General features: G+C 34.1%; 16 protein-coding genes and 3 pseudogenes. 8 read left to right on the plus strand and 11 right to left on the minus strand.

Going from position 1 to position 19324, the window contains the following annotated elements:
• Positions 1-30: 30 nt before the first annotated feature.
• From PSA_RS04880 to PSA_RS04895, 4 genes and pseudogenes are all read left to right on the plus strand, one after another.
• Positions 31-441, plus strand: coding sequence for a DUF6463 family protein (locus PSA_RS04880; protein ID WP_042152242.1), 411 nt, complete (start codon positions 31-33; stop codon positions 439-441).
• A 77-nt stretch (positions 442-518) separates the two neighbouring features.
• Positions 519-761 (plus strand): annotated as a pseudogene (locus PSA_RS26780) (methyl-accepting chemotaxis protein); the annotation flags it as partial.
• A gap of 249 nt (positions 762-1010) precedes the next feature.
• Positions 1011-2054: a PLP-dependent cysteine synthase family protein gene (locus PSA_RS04890; RefSeq protein WP_042152237.1), complete on the plus strand. Its 1044-nt coding sequence runs from the start codon at positions 1011-1013 to the stop codon at positions 2052-2054.
• Between the two features lie 132 nt (positions 2055-2186).
• Positions 2187-2642 carry an MOSC domain-containing protein gene (locus tag PSA_RS04895; RefSeq protein WP_042152235.1) on the plus strand — a complete coding sequence of 152 codons (456 nt, stop codon included), beginning with the start codon at positions 2187-2189 and terminating at the stop codon, positions 2640-2642.
• A gap of 75 nt (positions 2643-2717) precedes the next feature.
• Here PSA_RS04895 and PSA_RS04900 read toward each other — a convergent pair whose 3' ends face one another.
• Positions 2718-3269: a porin gene (locus tag PSA_RS04900; protein WP_042152233.1), complete on the minus strand. Its 552-nt coding sequence runs from the start codon at positions 3267-3269 to the stop codon at positions 2718-2720.
• Positions 3270-3580: 311 nt separating this feature from the next.
• On the opposite strand from PSA_RS04900, the gene PSA_RS04905 reads away from it, so the two are divergent.
• Positions 3581-5572 carry a S9 family peptidase gene (locus PSA_RS04905; RefSeq protein WP_231665313.1) on the plus strand — a complete coding sequence of 664 codons (1992 nt, stop codon included), beginning with the start codon at positions 3581-3583 and terminating at the stop codon, positions 5570-5572.
• 132 nt (positions 5573-5704) lie between these two features.
• Here PSA_RS04905 and PSA_RS04910 read toward each other — a convergent pair.
• A pseudogene (locus PSA_RS04910) lies at positions 5705-6795 on the minus strand (alpha/beta hydrolase family protein); the annotation flags it as partial.
• Between the two features lie 83 nt (positions 6796-6878).
• Between PSA_RS04910 and tnpA the strand changes: the two are divergent.
• Positions 6879-7322, plus strand: a complete 444-nt coding sequence (gene tnpA, locus PSA_RS04915; RefSeq protein ID WP_157575743.1) for an IS200/IS605 family transposase — start codon at positions 6879-6881, stop codon at positions 7320-7322.
• On the opposite strand, the gene PSA_RS04920 is transcribed toward tnpA, so the two are convergent.
• Both PSA_RS04920 and PSA_RS04925 read right to left on the minus strand, forming a co-directional pair.
• Positions 7308-8171: a PD40 domain-containing protein gene (locus PSA_RS04920; RefSeq protein ID WP_052380279.1), complete on the minus strand. Its 864-nt coding sequence runs from the start codon at positions 8169-8171 to the stop codon at positions 7308-7310. The two genes, tnpA and PSA_RS04920, sit on opposite strands and share 15 nt — an antisense overlap.
• Before the next feature lie 151 nt (positions 8172-8322).
• Positions 8323-9603, minus strand: a complete 1281-nt coding sequence (locus tag PSA_RS04925) for an acyltransferase family protein (protein WP_052380278.1) — start codon at positions 9601-9603, stop codon at positions 8323-8325.
• 149 nt (positions 9604-9752) lie between these two features.
• Here PSA_RS04925 and PSA_RS04930 point away from each other — a divergent pair, with 149 nt between their 5' ends.
• Positions 9753-10613, plus strand: a complete 861-nt coding sequence (locus tag PSA_RS04930) for a LytTR family DNA-binding domain-containing protein (RefSeq protein ID WP_042153224.1) — start codon at positions 9753-9755, stop codon at positions 10611-10613.
• Positions 10614-11265: 652 nt separating this feature from the next.
• Positions 11266-14412, plus strand: a complete 3147-nt coding sequence (locus PSA_RS04935; RefSeq protein WP_042153221.1) for a TonB-dependent receptor — start codon at positions 11266-11268, stop codon at positions 14410-14412.
• Between the two features lie 168 nt (positions 14413-14580).
• Here PSA_RS04935 and PSA_RS04940 read toward each other — a convergent pair whose 3' ends face one another.
• The 7 genes and pseudogenes from PSA_RS04940 to PSA_RS04960 all read right to left on the minus strand — a co-directional run bounded on the left by PSA_RS04940 (position 14581) and on the right by PSA_RS04960 (position 19081).
• Complete coding sequence (locus PSA_RS04940; protein ID WP_042153219.1) at positions 14581-15033, minus strand: transposase; 453 nt, start codon at positions 15031-15033, stop codon at positions 14581-14583.
• Positions 15034-15227: 194 nt separating this feature from the next.
• A complete protein-coding gene (locus tag PSA_RS04945) occupies positions 15228-16001 on the minus strand; it encodes a S1/P1 nuclease (protein WP_082305628.1) in 774 nt (257 codons plus the stop codon).
• 205 nt (positions 16002-16206) lie between these two features.
• Positions 16207-16383: a mechanosensitive ion channel domain-containing protein gene (locus PSA_RS27050; RefSeq protein WP_337590003.1), complete on the minus strand. Its 177-nt coding sequence runs from the start codon at positions 16381-16383 to the stop codon at positions 16207-16209.
• Positions 16355-16579: a mechanosensitive ion channel domain-containing protein gene (locus tag PSA_RS26175; protein ID WP_231665220.1), complete on the minus strand. Its 225-nt coding sequence runs from the start codon at positions 16577-16579 to the stop codon at positions 16355-16357. The genes PSA_RS27050 and PSA_RS26175 overlap by 29 nt, the downstream gene beginning before the upstream one ends.
• A gap of 24 nt (positions 16580-16603) precedes the next feature.
• Positions 16604-16684 (minus strand): annotated as a pseudogene (locus tag PSA_RS27055) (hypothetical protein); the annotation flags it as partial.
• Between the two features lie 4 nt (positions 16685-16688).
• A complete protein-coding gene (locus PSA_RS04955; RefSeq protein ID WP_042153213.1) occupies positions 16689-17159 on the minus strand; it encodes a low molecular weight protein-tyrosine-phosphatase in 471 nt (156 codons plus the stop codon).
• Positions 17160-17170: 11 nt separating this feature from the next.
• The gene (locus PSA_RS04960) at positions 17171-19081 is read right to left on the minus strand and encodes a GGDEF domain-containing protein (RefSeq protein WP_042153211.1); all 1911 of its coding nucleotides are present in this window, start codon (positions 19079-19081) and stop codon (positions 17171-17173) included.
• Positions 19082-19324 lie beyond the last annotated feature (243 nt).

The following is a 19324-nucleotide window of genomic DNA, read 5'->3' on the forward strand; positions in this document are numbered from 1 at the left end:
TGAATTTTTATAAACTTAAGGAACAAGAAGATGAAAGCAATGAAATACTCCGGTTATTACTTAGTTTTTACAGGTATTATTCACAACTTAATTGGTCTAGCTTTAGGTTGGCAAAGCTTAGTTGATATGCATCAAGATAATTGGTTTGCTAGCACTATTGTAAATGGCCAAATGATATTCCAGCGAGAAGCCATAGTCTGGTTTTTATTAACAGGATTCTTTTGGGTTTTATTTGGTTTAATGTTACAAAAAGCGCTTAAAGAAGGTTTTACGCCGCCACTGTCTTTAGCTTGGGGGTTTATAGCAATAGGGATTATTGTTGCTATTATTATGCCAGTATCTGGTGCTTACTTGCTTATTATTCAGGGGATTATTCTGTTAATAGGTATTATGAAATTAACACCTCAGACTATTGTCTATTCAGAATCTACACGTAGATAATTTGCTCAGCGGCTAGTATTGGTCGCTGTTTTCCTTTTTGTTTCAATTGAAGCCGCTAGGGCTGAGAGCAGGGACGAGGCTTTACTGTTGTAGCTGATGAAGTTAGACCGCTAGCTGTGAGAACGCAAAGTTCAACCGCTGAAATAACCTCTATTATAAGTGAGCTTCAAGTAAAAACGTCTGATATTGTTGCAGTCGTAAATAACTGTAAAGAGCAGGGCATTGAAAGTGTGCAACAAGCCACACAAACTGAAGCGGTATTAAATGAGATAATCTCTGATATTGATGTTATCACCGATATCATAATTCTCGTCGAGTAAATGTTTGTTTTCTGCTTTATCTTCTACAAACCAAATCAGTTCCTGTTTATTAGTCGCATTTTTAGATACCTTATTTTTATAGCTGTGATTACAAAGTTGTTTTATGTCGTTTTGATATCATGTTTAATGTTATTAATTACATAATCGTTAGTTTGATTTAATACAATCACTTATTTCATTATTAGTGTATTGTTTTATTTCTAAATTTTATATTGATACACAAGCTGTAAGATTAACTTTGGAGTTTATATGAATACGAGTTGGACTAAATATGCGATTTCCCAAATAGAAGCTGACTATACACGCTCAGCAGATACGCATCTTATTCAATTACCTTTACCGTACTTTAAAGATATTGATATTTATTTTAAAGATGAAAGCACCCATCCAACCGGTTCTTTAAAGCACCGTTTAGCCCGTTCGTTATTTTTATATGCATTATGTAACGGCTGGATCAATGAGAATACACCTGTTATTGAATCTTCAAGTGGTTCAACTGCGGTATCTGAAGCGTATTTTTCACGATTATTAGGTTTACGCTTTATTGCTGTAATGGCAAACAGTACGGCGAAAGAAAAGATAAAACAAATTGAATTTTATGGCGGTGAATGTCACTTAGTTGATTGCACTACACAAATTTATAGTGAGTCAGAAAGGTTAGCCAAAGAGTTAAATGGCCATTATATGGATCAGTTCACTTTTGCTGAAAGAGCCACCGATTGGCGTGGTAATAATAATATAGCTGAACGTATTTTTAGCCAGATGTCGAAAGAGCGTTTTCCAGTACCAAGTTGGTTAGTAATGAGCCCTGGTACGGGCGGCACATCAGCAACGATAGGTCGTTACATTCGTTATCAAGGTCAAGATAGTAAATTATTAGTTGTCGACCCAGAACATTCAGTTTTTTATGATTATTACAAAACGGGTAATGCAGGTTTACAAAATACACAAGGAAGTAAAATTGAAGGCATAGGGCGACCTAGAGTTGAGCCTTCTTTTATTTCTGGCGTGATTGATGAAATGCTAAAGGTAACTGACGCGAAAAGCATTGAAGCTATGTTATGGCTGAGTGAACAGCTAGGTCGTAAAGTGGGTCCTTCTACAGGGACTAATTTTGTGGGGGTTTTAAAGCTTGCCGAACGTATGAAAAAAGCAAACGAAAAAGGCTCTATTGTGACGTTATTATGCGATAGTGGAGAGCGTTATTTAAATAGTTATTATGATGAAAATTGGCTTAAAAGCCGAATTGAACGTAATGAAAGCTACCGTAACTATCTAAAAAGCATAGGTTAATATAATTTTTAATGCTAGTTTTTTAATTCTAAATGACTTATTGAACATCAGTTTAATGTTTCTCGTTTATTTGCAAACTTGGTGATAAGTTTATACGTATTATTGGTTAAATAGATAACTTATGAGAAGTACATGGCAGAGCTAAGAGCAATAGGATATAAAAACTTAAAAGGTGGGCCAATTTTTGAAGTAAACTCTGCCAAAGTGACAAAAGAGAAAGGTATTAATATTGGATTGCCCAGGAGACAAGGTAATCGGCAAGTGACACTTTTATCTTTTGAACAATGGCAACAAGCGTGTGATACTTTAAATATAAAGTTACCTTGGACCGCAAGAAGAGCTAACTTACTTGTTAGTGGCATACAGTTTAATATCCAGCATGTTGGTAAAGTGATACATATAGGTGAGTTACAATTATTGATTACAGGTGAAACTGAACCTTGCTATAAAATGGATTGGGTTCACCCTGGGTTATCAGTGGCATTAAATGATAACTTTAAAGCTGGCTTAACGTGTAAAGTATTAAATGATGCTGATATTCAAGTAGGTGATACTATCCATATCACTGAACAATTAAGCTTATTTTAAAATAGAGTTTAGCGGTGACGTATCGAATAATTAGAAGAGTAAAGGTACAAAGTTTGTACCTTTACTCATAAATAGCTAAAAAGTTTTTCTTAAACCAATATTTAGCGTATCAACGTCTCTATCACCTGCTATACGGCTATATCCAGCTGTAACAAACCAAGTTTCCGCTACTTTATAATTAGCGCCTAAAACAAAACCTGATTCACGGTCACCTTCTTCAGGATCGGTATTTGTGTACGCAGCATTAAGTTCAATTGCATCTGTTATATTAGAACGTAAGCCTAGTTTAAATGTATCGACATCAAAAGATTCATCACCAGTATTTGCTTCTTCTAATTTCCAATCACCTAAGTTATATGAGGCAAATACAGTTACCCCATTATCAAGAGCATACTTAGCACCTAGACCATATTGAAATGTATCATAATCGATATCAAAATTATTAATATCGCCAGATGATTGAGTGTAATTAGCTTCTACAAAAAAGTATTCACCAAATTCATATGAACCTTTGATACCAAACCCTGAAGTATCAAAGTCGCTGTCGAAATCTGATTGGGTATAAAATGCCTCAGCAAAAATCTGATTGGGTATAAAATGCCTCAGCAAATGTGAAAGAAGGTGCATCTTTTGCAATAACTGATTGAGAAAATAATCCCGTAGCTAGAGAACAGGAAGAACTGCGTATTTCATTAAACATTATCCTTGTTTAAGTAAAGTGTAAAAAACAGGGACACTATATTGAAATTAATTCCAAAGTAAACTTTTTTGATAAGATAAATTAAAGCTTTACCTTAAAAAACCACCCTATAAACGCATAATATTTGCGAAACAATAATGACAAAGGCATAGTTTAACGTAATGTAATAAATGAACTTATTTTCTATTTGGAGCTAAACATGAAAAAAGCCTTTAAAGGTGCTGTATTACTTAGCAGTATGCTAAGTTCTGCATTGGTATCTGCATCATCTACTTTTGAAGCCGAAGATATTTTTGCCCTTGAATATGCAAGCAGCGTTAAACTTTCTCCAAATGGTAAAAAAGTTGTTTATATCAGAAATTCAAACAACATTATGACAGACAATAAAAATAAAAATTTATGGTTGGTTGATGTTAAATCAGGTGAGCAAACACCTTTATTTTCTAATGGCAATCAATATTCACAACCAACTTGGTCACCAGATGGTAAAAAAATTGCTTTTGTGAGCAATGAAACCGGTAGCAAACAAATTCATGTTCATTATATCGCTGAAAATAAAACAGCTATGGTGAGTCAAGTACAGGCAAGCGTGAGCAGTTTAACTTGGTCGCCAGATGGCAGGTGGTTAGCCTTTAGCCAAAAAGTCAAAGGTAAAAAAACTCAATTAACAAAAATGCCTAAAAAGCCAAAAGGGGCTAAATGGGCTGAGCCAGTCATTGTCATTGATAAAGCGTATTATCAAGCTGATGGCAGTGGTTTAATTAAGCCTGGCTATAACCATATTTTTGTATTACCAGCTGATGGCGGTACAGCACGCCAAGTAACCAGTGGTGAATACCATCATAAAGGCACGCTTGCTTGGACTAAAGACAACCAAAATATTGTTTTTTCAGCTAATCGCATCAGTGATTGGGAATATAAAAGACTGGAAGGTGATTTATTTTCGGTAGCAATCAATACTGGCGAAATTACTCAGTTAACTTCTACTCCAGGTAAAGAATATAGCCCTACTTTTTCTGAAAATGGTAAAAGCTTAGCGTTTCTTTCAGGTTCTAATGAGCTAAACCCTTATCGTAATGCAAAATTAAACATTTTAAATTGGGGTTCTAAAAAAGTAACGCCATTAGCTGCTGATTTTGATCGTTCAATAAGATCACCAAAGTGGATTTCTTCTTCATCACTTGCTTTTAGTTACGATGATTTTGGTAAACGCAAAATAGCGACGATTACGACAAAAGGTAAAATCAAAGATTTAACAGATACGGTAACAGGTACTACTTTAGGTCGACCATATATTAGTGGTGAATTTGACGCGAATTCATCAGGTAAAATTGTATTTACAACGGGCTCTGCAGAACGCCCAGCTGATGTTGCTATGGTAACTACACGCGGTAAAGTTAAACAGTTAACTAGCCTGAATGAAGATTTATTAGCGCATAAAAAGTTAGGGAAAATGCATGAAATTAACTACAAATCGTCATTTGATGGTGAGCAAATTCAAGGTTGGTACATTACGCCACCAGATTTTGATCCTACAAAAAAATATCCTTTAATTTTAGAGATACATGGTGGTCCACATTTAGCTTACGGTCCGCATTTTACAGCTGAACTTCAGCGTTTTGCAGCACAAGGTTATGTTGTATTTTATGATAATCATCGTGGTAGTAGCTCATATGGTGAGCGTTTTGCGATGTTACTTAAATACAAATACAGCTCAAAAGAAGACTTTGCAGATCACAACTCAGGTGTAGATGCGATGATAGATTTAGGTTTTATAGATGATAAAAACCTATTTATCGCTGGTGGTTCTGCTGGTGGTATCGCAACAGCTTATGCAATTGGTTTAACTGATAGATTTGCAGCAGCAGCTGTTGTAAAACCTGTAATTAACTGGTTGAGCAAAGTATTAACTGCAGACAGTGGTTTAGGTCAAATTCCTACGCAATTCCCTGGTATGCCTTGGGATCACGTTGAACATTATTGGCAGCGTTCGCCTATGTCGTTAGTGGGTAATGTCACTACACCTACATTATTAATGACAGGTGAAGAAGATTTACGTACACCAATGGCACAAACTGAACAGTATTACCAAGCATTAAAATTACGTAAAATAGATACTGTATTGGTGAAAGTTCCAGGTGCGCCACACGGTATTGCTGGTAAACCTTCTCGTATGATCACTAAAATTGAGCATACATTAGCTTGGTTTGAAAAATATAAAACCAAATAAATATCAGTTAATGATAGGTTAATATAAGTTAGTACTAGGTGGTTTACTTTATTTAATTGGACTAGTTATTTTTAATTTGGTAAATAAAATGCGTCATAGTTCCTGCTATGACGCTTTAGATAAATAGCTTAACTATTTTAAGTGCTTATTAAGAAAAGTGACATAAGCATTTGATGCAGTTATTCGGTTTACCTTTTTAGTAAAACCATGACCTTCATCATCAAATAATACGTATTCAACAGGTACATTATTCGATTTAACAGCCTCTACTAATTCATCACTTTCTACTTGAAGTACTCGCGGATCGTTAGCACCTTGCACAACCATTAATGGCTTTGTGATGTTTTTAGCATGAAACAACGGAGAAATACGACGATGACGGTCGCCATCTGTTGCTGGATCGCCCATCTCATCATACAGTGACTTTTTAAAGCTTTCCCACCAAGGTGGAATTGAAGTTAGTGTTCTGACCCAATTAGTCACACCAAAAATATTAACTCCGACTTTAAATTCTTCAGGTTCAAATGCAAGTGCTGCTGCAGTCATGTAACCACCATAACTACCACCCATGATGCCAATTCTTTCACCGTCTATCCACTCAAGTCCTTGTAAGTACTTTTTACTCCAAACAATGTCTTGTAGATCGTCTTCACCATGTTTTTATCATCAAGATGATTAAAGGTTTTTCCGTAACCTGAGCTACCGCGATTGTTAACAGCAAAAATAGCATACCCTTGATTGACCAAATGTTGCTTCATTGCACTATAGCCTGTTCGACTTTGTCCACCTGGACCACCATGAACAAAAACAATGGCTGGTACTTTATTAACACTACTGGCTTGTTTCGGTTTATAAAGTACACCTGGTACTTCTAAGCCATCAAAGCTCTTAAAGCGAGCAATAGTACTTTCTACTAAGTTATTAGGATTAATGGCTGGACTTAGAGATGATGTCAATTTTTTTACATTTTTACTACCAATAGGCCAGACATATAAATTGTTAGGTGATGTATCTGAATTTAAGTAAAATGACATACGAGATTCATCATCTGAAAAATTAACACGGCTTAGGCTGCCTGCAGGTAATGACGGTAAACTTAGATCTTGATTGGTTTGTGTATCTATAACAGTTACTTTTGCACTAGAATCTTCATTTACTACTTTAACTCTGTATTTGCCTGATTTAGAGAAGTATATAAAGTTAATATCCCAATCATCCTTTAACAGAGCGTAGCGAAAATCTCGGGGGCTTGCCCCCGTGCTGGATAGTGTAGACTGAGCTTGCCTCAGTCTGTAGTATCCAATACATGGAAATTCAAAGAAATTCGCATCATGTTTTTAGATTAATGTACCACTTTGTGTGGATACCTAAGTATCGGCGTAAAGTCTTTTCGGAGCCTTATCGTGAGGCGATGAAAACAATAATCCAAAAAATTGGTTACGATTACGACATTGATATAGTCGAGTTAGAAATACCGGAAGACCATATTCATATGGTCGTAAGAAGTGAGCCAAAAATGTCACCAAGCCAGATCATGCAGGTGATAAAAACTATTTCAGCCAGAGAATTCTTCAAATTATACCCAGATATTAAAAGGCGTTATTTCTGGGGAGGGAAGCTTTGGACTCAGAGTTATTTTGTTGAAACAATTGGAAATGCAACGGAAGATACTATTCGTAAATATGTGCAAAACCAATTGGTTGAATTGGATAAAAAAGAAGAGCTCGAAAGTCAGTTAGGACTCTTTTGAAACTCGGTCGCTTGCGGCCGATTCTTTTATATATTCACTATGTTGGCTGTTTTTGAGGTTATATCGCCAGACTTGACTAAATTCTCCTTTGCCATTTGTTGTGTAATATAGGTAAGCACCGTCTTTTGAGAAGGTGTTGGCAGTGATTTGAGCATCTTGTTTAAAATTTGAAATTAACTGTGGTTTTGCATTTTTTTCTGTTAAATCAAGTAAAAATATATCGCTATCTTTGTTTGAATTAGATTTTCCTAATGTTAAAAGGTTACCTTCAGAATTTATACTTTGAACGTTTAAGCCTGTATTATTTTGGTATATGAGTGTGCGTTTGTAATTTTTTGCATCGTAACGGTATAAATCCATGAATTTAGCGTCACGTTCATTGGTTGAGATATAAAATGATTTATTATCATCACTAAAACCACTGAATCTAGCGCGAACTTTATCACCAGGCGTTAAATCGGTAATAGTGCCATTTTCATCACGTACATAAAGGTGGAATAGCTCATTGCCGCCTTGATCTCGTGTTAATAAAATACGTTCATCATTAGGAAAGTAACGTACAGGATATGTTGTATCACTTGATTCAGTTAGCTGAGTTTTTAAGCCTGTATTTGTATCTATTGAATATAAATTAAAAATACCTGTTTCATCTGAACTGACTAAGATACGTTTACCATCTTGAGAAAAAGAACTACCCATGATGCTTGTAGTATCAAAAAAGGTTTCGGCAGAGTATTGTTCAAATTGGCTTTGGTTTTGAATTATAGGTGTATTTACTTGCTGTGAAGTATTGTTACAGCCTGCTATTACGATAGCAACTGCAGAAAATAATATTGTTTTTTTTATCATTTTACATTCCTTGATTGAAGAGTATTGCAAGCATTGGATGTCCCTATATTCTGTAACAATCCCTATTATTGCAACATAAGGTAACTTTATATATATAACATTATATTTCTATAATCGGGCTATCTGCTAATCCATTTATCAGTAATGAAGTTTAAATTAGAATTTCTAATCCAATAATGAATATGAATAAACTTGATAATGTATAACCCATTTTTTGTATTTCCAATCGATAATTGTTATTTACCTTAAGGCCAAATAAAGGTCTTAAAATATCTGTTCTTCGGATCACTTCAAAGCCAATCAAACAGCCCGCAATCGTTAATACAATTAGTATTAAAGGCTCTATAATTGGTCCTAAATTAAATTGTGATAGTTGATAGCCAAATACAACAATGAGTGATTGGTGCAGAATATAAAATGGATAAACAGCATCATTTAAATAACTTAATTTTTTGGAAGGAAGGTTAAAGTACTTATATGCAATAGAAAATACCATGAATGCACCTATCACTCTCAATAAGCTGTAATTGAATAAACCTAACATAATCAGCCATTCATCAGATGTTTGACCGCCTTTGATAATATCGATCCAAACGCCATTATAAAAAATAATTACGATTACATAACAAGTTATGAATACATAAATTAATGGTTTTAAGTTGTTTGTTATCTTTAGCCAAAAAACTTTATGCCAACCAATCAAATAACCATAAAGCATCAAAGTAAAACCAATAGGGTAGCGAACTGTATCTAAATCCCAATTCACTTGGATAATAAAAAGCGGCAAAGTAGCGATGAAAATTACAACTGCTGTATTTTGATTAAAAAGCCAATTAATTCCATGATTGACGAATTTGGAGTTTAATAAAGGTAATAGACATAAAATGATTAAAGAGTATTGCCATAATGCCCGAATAAACCATAAGTGGTTAACATCTATATGTGGCCAAATACCAGATTGATACTTTTCAAAAACATTACTATTGGTCGCAAAAAATTCAGTTAAGAATTGCCAGTAATTCATATTGAGATCGCCATTATGTGTCATTTCAATATACAGTTGAGGTGGCACTATTACTAAAATGCCAAATAGCAGGGGTAATAATAGGCGAAAACTCCTGATACTAATAAAGCGCCAAATAGATACTTTAGCCATAATAAATTTTATTGAGATACCAGCAATTAACCAAAGTACAGCCATACGCCATGGTTCAACCAGTAACATGATACTTTCAAGCGTTTGTGATTGGTAATTGCTTTTAACATGCCACCCCCAATTTGCTGTATAAAACATACCCGAATGAAATAAAATGAGTAAAGTAAATACAGCAATACGAAGCCAATCTAGATCGTGTCTACGCTCTGGCATATCCTTTTTATCAGGTATGAATAAACTGCTAATCCATGATAAATTGTTTATCTTTAATGACATAATAATTAAAGTCCTATATATAATTAATAAGGTTATCATTTCAAAATAAATTATTTTTACACTAGTTAAATGGCTTTAAAAACAATGGATAGGGATAAGTGGTGGTATAGTGGGATGGAAACTACGACCTTTTTTGATATGAGATGAAAATGAATAAATTACAACACTTTCAAAAATACAAATTTAAATATGAAATTGGTTTTTTAGTTTGCTTTTTTTTAATTAATAGTACTTTACTGGCAACGTCTGTGATTATGGAAGGGCAGCGAAATTATAGCGTTTTACCATTTCAATTATGGGAACCTTTTGTATGGGAATACTCTAGCGCTTTAAGTGCGTTGTTGTTATTTCCTGCGATTGTTTATTTATTAAAGCAAGTGCCTTTAAGTTGGCTGACCTTAAAGCAGTCTTTATTTTACTATTTTTTAGCGTCTGTGGTGTTTTCGTTATCTCATGTGTTGTTAATGGTAGGCATGAGGGAGCTTGTATATTTTTTAATGTCAGGTAATTATGACTTTGGTGATATTTGGTTTGAATTATTTTATGAATACCGAAAAGATCTTTGGAGTTTTATTTTCTTCCTTATATTTATTCAGGGTTACAACTTCATTATCAGTAGATTACAAGGCGAGGCAAACCCTATAGCGCAAAGTGAAGAGGAAACTGAAAGTCCGACTGAGGCACATAATATTGATCGTTTATTGGTTAAAAAACTAGGTAAAGAATTTATTATTAAAATTGATGATGTTGAATGGCTTGAATCTGCTGGCAATTATGTAAATTTGCATATTAAAGGTCGCATTTATCCAATTCGTGCAACATTAACGAGTTTAATCGATCGAATATCTGATAAAGGGTTTAGTCGAATTCATAGATCACACGCTGTTAACTTAGATTATGTTGACTCTATTACACCGCTCAGTAGTGGAGATAGCGAGATAAAACTCATCAATGGCAAGGTTTTAAACCTTTCAAGACGCTACAAAGAAGGCTTTAAAGAGAAGTTATAGTTGTAGTTGTAAAATTTATATTTTGTAGCTTAGAAGGTTAACTTATTGATTATAAATCATAAACTGTAGGGATATTTGATCCCTAATAAAGGCTAATTTATAACTGCATAAATAACCTTACTTTTTGTTATATAGATATTACTTTATATATTTACGTATAAAAATAACGCTCTTATTGTTTTTACCCTCCTATTTATTGCTTTTGACTTGTTCCTATTCTTGTTTTGTAAATCATAGGTTTAATTACTGTTTTACGCACCTCTAAATTTAACTATCTGTACGTAAGTGTAATTCGCTGATAACTGGTTGTGACAAAGGAAAACAATTTAGGCGGAACTTATTTTAACCATATTAGTATAATTACCCCACAAAATTTTCAGTTAATCTAATAGGTGATGAATAAAATAAGCGCATTAATAAATAACTATCGCTAATTTATTCCAGACTATTAAGTGAGATAACTCAAAAAATGACATAACTTAAATTTAAAAGATTCTTGCTGATTGCCACTCATTTCTAAAAATAAAAACAATTCAATAAGTGCCCATCATATTGAAATTATAAATTTCAATAACAGTTGTAAGCTCACATTAAAAAATTGATAACCGAAACCAGTAATTTTACTGAAAAATCATGTTAAATGGGAAACAAAATGAAAACTCGATTGCAAAAAACAGCAGTTACATTGGCAGTTGCCGCATGTTTAGGTATGAGTGGTGTAGCATCAGCTGCTGAAACTTCATCTGGCATGCGTGGTAAAATCGTAGGCCCTAATGGCCAACCCGCTTTAAATACAAAAATCACTATTATTCACCAACCTTCAGGTACCATTCGTGAAGTGCAAACGAACGAAGTTGGTCTATTCAGTGTTAAAGGTTTACGTGTAGGTGGTCCTTACACTATCGTTGTTAATTCTGATCAGTATCAAGATACTGTAGAAGAAGGCATTAGCATTCAACTTGGTGATACTAAGCGCTTAAGTTTTCAACTTTCAGCTAAAAGCAGCATGGAAACAATTCAAGTAACTGGCTCTGCTATTGGTTTTGATTCAAGCGGTGCTGCATCTTCATTTGGTCAAGAAGACATAGCACGAGCTCCTGCATTTAACCGTGATTTAAAAGATATTGTTCGTAATAACCCAATGGCGGTTGTTGATGAAGAAGGTGGTTTAAGCTTTGGTGGTTCAAACCCTAAATTTAACTCAATTACAGTAGATGGTATCGGTCAAAATGATGATTTTGGTCTTAACGAAAGCGGTTACCCATCTAACCGTTCACCTATCTCTTTAGATGCGGTAGATCAGATTGCAGTTGATAGCTCTCCATTTTCTTCATCTGTAGGGGGCTTTTCTGGCGGTACAGTTAATGTAGTAACTAAGTCTGGTACTAATGAATTTAAAGGTTCAACATTCTTTGAAATGATGAGCGAAGACATGGCCGGTGAGCCAAAAGATTCTAAGTCAGATAATCCTAGTAGCAATAACTTTAATGTTGGCGAGCAAAAAACAACAGGTTTCACAGTTGGTGGTCCATTAATTAAAGATGAGTTATTCTTTTTCTTCTCAGCTGAAAAATTCAATAAAGTAACACCTGTTGCTTTTGGTATTGATGAAGGTAGCCCAAGTAAAGTAACTGAAGCAGAATATAACGAGTTTGTTACTATTATGGACGATGTTTACGGCATTCAAGATGGCGTAAATAGCGGCGATCCAGAAGAAAGTGATGACAAGTTTTTAGTAAAATTAGATTGGAATATTAACGATAGCCATCGTGCTGACTTCACTTACCAATACCAAAGCACTGCTGAAGATAAAAATACCAATGATTACAGCAATAGCTTAAATATGGGTTCTCATGGTTATATTGATACGACTTCACTAGATAACTACGCAGTTCACTTATATTCAGATTGGAATGATGATTTCTCAACTGAAGTAAGCATTGCATATAAAGATTCTTACCGTGAATCAGAAACTAACTCTGATTTTGGTCAAGTAAGTGTTCGTACTGACAGCGGTACTATTAACGCAGGTCAAGATGTTTACCGTCAAGGTAACACTAGCTCTACAAAAACATGGAGCTACAAGTTTGGTGCTAACTACTTAATGGACGACCATGATATTAAGTTTGGTGCGAGCTTTGAAGCACTAGATTTATATAACTTGTTCTCAAAAGAATCTATGGGTGTATGGGAATTTGATAGTTTAGAAGATTTTGCATCTGGTAATATTTCAAGTTTTTCTTACTCAAATGCATATACAAATGATACCGATGATGCGTCTTACACATACGAAAGTTCAACACTTGCGTTATATATTGAAGATACGTGGACTGTTGATTCTGATTTAGATGTGACTTTTGGTGTGCGTTATGAGCGTTTAGGTGCAGATACTTCTGCGTCTGAAAATGATAGCTTTAACGAAACTTATGGTATGAGCAATACTGCAACAACTGATGGTTTAGATATTTTATTACCACGTGTTGGTTTTAAGTACTACTTAAACGATGACATGATAGTACGTGGTGGTATTGGTAAATTCTCAGGTGGTAAACCAAATATTTGGGCAGTACCGACAGATGGTGTAACTTACGTATCAGCAACACAAGCTGCAGAGCAACAAGTTATTGTAAATGGTAAAAACGATCCTTCAAGTATCGATTTCCATGATGTACCAGATGTTGCACAAGATTCATTGCAACAAGGTGCGGGCTCTACTACGTTCTTAGATCCTAACTACAAAATCAGCTCAGATTGGCGTTACCAGTTAGGCTTAGATTGGACACTAGACATCCCTAAAGTTGGCGAAGACTTTAAACTAACTGTTGAAATGAACTATGTTGATCGTCAAGATGCAACAGTTTGGGAAGATGTATCACGTATCGACAATGGCAAAACAACTGCTGATGGTGGCAGAATTATTTATGACAGTGTTTATGAAGGCACTGATCAAGAAGGTAATTCAGATATCATGATGACAAACATGGATGATGGCGGCCGTAGCTTAATCTTCACGACTAGCTTACAAAAAATCTGGGATAACGGTGTTCGTATGAATATGTCATACACACATCAAGATATTACAGAAGCGAATCCTGGTACAAGCTCACAAGCAGAGTCAAACTACCAATATAATGTTGGCGTAAATAAAAATGAATCACAAGTAGGCACAGCTTACTATGAAGTAGCACATCGTTTTGTTTTAAACTTAGGTTATACAGCTCAGTTTGTTGATGGTTACAATACTAACATCGATTTATTTTTCGAGCGTCGTTCTGGTCGTCCTTACTCAGCTACTATGGATACACACGGCGATACTAGCTTTGGCGATCAATACGGTATGTCTAAGTCTCAAACTTACTTACCATATATCCCAACCGGTCCTGATGATTCTGCAGTTGATTGGGACAACAGTACTTATACATATGATGAGTTAATGGCGCTTTACGACGAAGCAGGTATTAATGGCGAAGCTGGCGGTTATGCTGACAAGTACTCTGAAACACAGCCTTGGGTAACAACATTAGATTTAAACGTTACACAAGAATTTAAAGGTTTCCAAGGCGATCAAAAAGGTATGGCATACTTCACAGTTGATAACTTAGCTAACTTACTAAACAGCGATTGGGGCCAAGTTCATACTATGGGCTACGGTAACAATGCAGTAATTGGCGCAACGATTAACGATGATGGTCAATATATCTTAACTGAAGCATATGGTTTAGATACAAATAACTACGATACGTTTAACCAAAGCGAATCAACTTGGCGTATTAAACTAGGTATGCGTTATACTTTCTAATAAATATTTAATTGATATTTATTGAAATATAAAAGGCTCTTTGGAGCCTTTTTTGTTGGCTGTGACTAGTCCTAAATAACGATCGACGTAGGCTCGACTTTAGTCGCGCATGTTTTAAGTTTTAAATAATATCGAATAAATCCCATTTTATTGTTTGAGACTCTTTAATCACAAATTGATGCAATTCCAATATGGATAATCTCCAATTTTTTTAACTAACCCTGCGCGTAACGGATTAGCGACGATGTATCTGGCTTGTTTGATTAAATCCTTTTCATCACGAACACAGTGTTCAAAATAACCTTTCTGCCAAATATTATGAACATCAGGGTTTATTATCTTAATTTCTCGTGCACATCGCCCTTTAAAATATTGAATGGTTCTGAACAATGGTAATTTATCCTGCAATTGAAATAGCCAATGAATATGATCTGGTATTAATACAAAGCAAATGGTTTTAGAGGCCTGTTCATTATCTAGTTTATTCATATTGTTTGTTATTATCTGAGAAACTTCAATTGAGTTGAAAATTGCTTTACGTTGATGAGACACAGTCGTTACTGAGTAATAATGAAAAGGGGTTGACGTTCTGTTTTTTCTTAAATTTTGTGATTTATACATAACCAATCCTTGGTTTTAATCATAAATTTAAGAATAGGTTTTATTTATAGAATATCAAATTTATTATTTGATTGAACAGTTTGAGATTTAATAATGAGGCTAGAATTGCTGTTAATTGAAAAGCAAGTTAAGGGGATACCCAACTAAGCAACGCTAGAATAATGATTGTTGCTTAGTTAGTTTGATTAAATTAGTTACTTCTTCAATGCATTAACTAAAGGTTTAGCTGATTTATCAAATATGCCATTTAGTAAACCGGCTAATCTGATGCCACCTTGGGTTAACCTTTGTTTCATTAACGGGTTTTGTTCATAAACATAATTATATTTAAAGTCTGCATTACCTACGTTGTATAGCTTTTCTGCTTCATAAAAAGATTCAATCACCCAATCTTTCGGTTGGCTATTTAGGTATTTAGCGATGATTTTTGAATCATTAGTATCAATGAAAGTTGTAAACTCAGTGAAAGATAGCTTTTGGTTTTCAACCATTAAAGTATCCCACAAGCTATGTAAGTTGCTCTCTTTTCCAAAAAACTTAACCTTAACTTTATTTCCACCCCAATCTTCACTACGACCTACATGCATAGGTTGATGAATATCACCGACAACGTGTACCAAAAACTTAAAGTAAAACTGCTTATCTTCAATTGAAGCTTTTGAGTCATTTAAAACATCTGTTGCTTTTATCATTAATGCGTAAGCGTCTTTAATATCGTTTTTAGTTTCTGGGATTTCATAGCTAGCAGGTTTAAACTCAGACGCTTTACTCATATTGATATAATGCCAAGGTGTTGACTGTTTTTGCCAAAAATCAGTAGGATTTGAGCGCATTTCATCTGGCCAAGTTGAAACTTCAGCTAATTTTTTACCTTCTAATAAAGGTAATATTGCTTGTTGAGTATCAGGTGTTAAGTGATTAAAAGCGATTTGCGCAACAACTCTATGACCATTTTGGCCCCATGCCATTGTATTTGACGATAGCAATAAGCTAGCACATATTCCTATTAACTTTGATATTTTTTTCACTTTTTCACCTAATGTGTATTTTCGGTATTAATAGCTTATTATCTCGGTTTTTTAGTGGCTAATAAAGTCATAATTAAAGCATTAAGAAACAGGTTCTCACTTTAAATAATTAATTGCAGTTTAGATAATTTTTCTAGGATGAGAGTCATTTTATTTGAAATTTGAAAGGGAGGTGCGTGAGTATTAAAATTCTCACGCTATTTATTATTCGCTTAGATTGTGGCGACAGTAAAATGGTATTAAATATTTGTACTTCTTTAACGACACCTAAGTGGCCTTGAGATTCAATTAAATCACCTACTTTGTATAGCTTGAATATCATAGCCAGCAAAGTTAGCTAAACTACCTTGTAGTGCTAAACCAATTGCTAAACCTGCTGCACCTAATGCAGCTACGAAAGAAGTTGTTGCGATACCTATCATAGAAGCAACAGAAATAAACAATAGCACTTTGAGCATCCATGATACTAAGCTGCTCATAAAAGGAATTAATGTAGGATCTACTTTAGATCGCTCCATTGATACTTTTAAAACCTTAGTAAGACCTTTTATGATCCATAAGCCAACTAATAATGTGGTGATGGCAAGCGCTAACTTAGGTTCGTTTGCAGTTATTGTTAATATTCAGCTAGCCATTACTAATCTTTTCTAAAAACTTAACACTGGCTTCTTCTATTAAATCTAATACTAATTCAAAACCATTTTCACCACCGTAATAGGGATCAGGCACTTCAATATGATCAGAGTCGCCATGAGATAAAAATAAAGACAGTTTATATTGTAAGTGAGAAGGGCATAGCGCTATTAAATCGCTTAAGTTACTTTTATCAGCAGCAAGAATATAATCAAAATCTTCAAAGTCATTAATTGTAACTTGGCGCGATTGCATACCGGAAAAATTATAATCTCTACTAACTCCAGCTTGAACCGTTCTAGGATCTGGCGGATTACCTGCGTGATAACTTATGGTTCCCGCTGAATCTACGGTTATATTGATACCTAGTTCCTGTGCCTTTGACTTTAGAACCGCTTCACCCGTAGGTGAGCGACATATATTACCCATGCAAATAACGAGTATTTTGGCTGCTGATTTATCCATTTATTGTCTTCCTATTTATTATGAGTAGGCTCATCGATAGAGAATAGACTCACTTTGTTTCTACCTGAATTTTTGGCATCATAAAGTGCAGTATCTGACTGAGTGATATGATCTGATATTTTAAGATTGTCGTTTTTACTAATGATAGAGATACCAAAACTGGCGCTAATAGGCTTAGACATACCTAAAGGGAGAGTGTCAAATTGATATAGCTTTTCCCTAATTAGATCAAGCTTATTTATTATCTCCGTTTTACTTGCACCTTTGATTGCAAATAAAAACTCTTCACCGCCCATCCGACAAAAAACATCATTTTTACTTAATTGTGATAAAGCAATGTTTACACTCGCTTTAATCACTTCATCACCAATGTCATGGCCATAAGCATCATTTATACTTTTAAAGTGATCAAGATCCATCATAGCAATTGCCATTGTATTATTAGCACTAGATTTGAAAAATTTATTATGTATTTTTTGTGCTTGCTGGATACCAAATCTACGATTGCTAATTTGTGTTAGTCCATCGGTATTTGCTAATTTTTTAACCTTTTTAAGTAAATATATTAGCCATATAAATAGAGCAATTAATACAATGCAAAAACTAGACAGTATCAATAGGTATTTATCTTTTGCATCTATGAGTTGTTTGGTTAAATTTAACTCTTTTTGCTGTGATTGGTTATTTTTTTCAAGCGCATAAACTACCTTTGTTTGCTCTTCAACATGGGCTGCATTTTCTGCTCGTGCGACACGTCTTTCCATATGGCTTTGAGATTCAGGGGCTGTAATGTTTTTTATCATGTTTTTTGTTGTGTGATACAGCTCATCAATATTTTTACTTTTATATAAAATATCAATTTTCATATTGTCTATTTCAAACTGTGCATAAGTACTGATATCTTTTATGTTTTTCTCAATTTCTAGAATAATGTTTTGCGCTTTTTCATGCTGCCCTGATTCTATGAGGGCTTTTGCTAAGGTGAGCTTAATTTGTTTTATTTTTTGAATATTTTTTAGATTGGGGTGTTCTAATAGCTCCTTTAATAAAGATATTGTTTGAGCGTAGTTTTTTAGTTGATAGCTAATAGAGGCTAATGATGATGTTAGGTTGATTCTGCCATTATCGGATAATTTTAGGTTTTGATCTTTTAGTGCTTGCTCAACTATCTCATAAGCTTTTTGTGCATTGCCATTTCTTGTATACCAAATAGCTTTTAGTTCAGTAATTAAGGGGTAATATAAATCTGCTTCAAGTTTGAGTACTTCAGTTTCAAGCTTATTGATAAGTGCTTCAGAACTAGCATCCATCATCATAGTGACACGGAGATTCGTAATGTTATATTGCATTTCTAAAGCCGGATAATATTGTTCTTGTTTCAGCCATTGCTTTTTGTTTTTAATAGCAATATCTAAAGCAACATCAATAATATTGTTACGAATAAATTCATAATATAAAGCACGATTAAATACTGCGCTTAAATAGGCATTATTATGTGATTCTATTTCAGCCTCTAATGCTTGTAATTGTTCTAAAAACTTCGGTGAGTTACCTAAAGAGAGGTCGACTTTAAGTGAGAGTAATGACAGCCATATCTCTTTATTATTACCGAATGATTGTAATAGTGCAGGTAGGCGGTTTTTGATTTGCAGTAGTTGAAAGTGATTTTGTTGATTTGCAGCAATACTGAGCTTTATTACGATTAAACGTAGTTTATTCTTGTTTGATATATTATTAAATTCAGGTTCTATTTTTTGTATTTCAGCTTCTGCAGATTGTATGTTTTTAAAATAGTATTTCTCAATTAAGTTTAATGACTCATCAATAGTTTGAGCTTGAGATGATGAACTAAATAAAATAATGCTACATAATAATGTGATAATGGATATACGTGATATATATGTTTTGTGAAATAAATTCATTTTTGGCGGTTATAGTTCTTATTATACTTTTTTATATCATTGTTTTTTATTAAAAGCATGTTCTTTATTTTTACTTGTTAACTCTCATAATGTGCTTCTATCATCTCAATTTACCGTTTGTCATTAATTTAATTTCTACAAGTTAAATTGCTAGATACTTATTACATCAGAAAAATAAAGCCTACTCATTTTAGTTAGGTTTATTATGCCAAATTAGGTTTTTGTGCATATTGAGAAGAGGAT

The sequence above is a fragment of the Pseudoalteromonas sp. '520P1 No. 423' genome (assembly GCF_001269985.1).
Taxonomy (GTDB): Bacteria; Pseudomonadota; Gammaproteobacteria; order Enterobacterales; family Alteromonadaceae; genus Pseudoalteromonas.